The following is a 577-nucleotide window of genomic DNA, read 5'->3' on the forward strand; positions in this document are numbered from 1 at the left end:
CTATTATCCCTATATTATTTATGGAAAATATTCTCCAAAGTAGTTTCAAATGAGTAAGCCTGCCAAAATCCCTTCCAAATATTTATAACTGATCAAACAATTAAGTTATTTATAAAGCTGGGTTCGAAAATTATCTGGCTTTTTCAGGCTGTTTTTATTAGGATTCCTCTTACCTGATGATTAATTGTACCGATTGTTTGGTGCCTAAATGATAAGTGATTTCGATAGTATGAGGTTAGCAATGCCTTCTGGAAACCAGCCTGCGCGCAGAGATCCCGCGATGAAACGTAAAGCATGGTTCACCGTGTTTCTGGGCTCCGCCGTGTTCTGGATCGTGGTTGCTCTGGTGGTCTGGAAAGTGTGGGGGTAATTGATGTCCACACAGGAACAACCGTCCACTGTTACACCTGCTCATCATGATAATGAGCAAGCGAATGAAACCGTTGTAGAAAAAAAACAGGATATTCCCGCTTCGTGGGATCTTTCATCTGAGCAACGGGCATTTATTGATCTATTTATTGAAGATGATAAGCAAGAACAATAAGCAATACGTTTTTTATAATAATAAGTATTAGCG

At 39.2% G+C, this 577-nt stretch carries 2 protein-coding genes; both read left to right on the forward strand.

The features are described 5' to 3' along the window. Positions 1-229 precede the first annotated feature (229 nt). Positions 230-370, forward strand: coding sequence for a YmiA family putative membrane protein (locus NNO08_RS22880; protein ID WP_249357519.1), 141 nt, complete (start codon positions 230-232; stop codon positions 368-370). Positions 371-373: 3 nt separating this feature from the next. Next, complete coding sequence (locus NNO08_RS22885) at positions 374-544, forward strand: hypothetical protein (RefSeq protein WP_271457607.1); 171 nt, start codon at positions 374-376, stop codon at positions 542-544. Positions 545-577 lie beyond the last annotated feature (33 nt).

Source organism: Citrobacter sp. Igbk 17 (assembly GCF_028069775.1).
Classification (GTDB): domain Bacteria; phylum Pseudomonadota; class Gammaproteobacteria; order Enterobacterales; family Enterobacteriaceae; genus Citrobacter.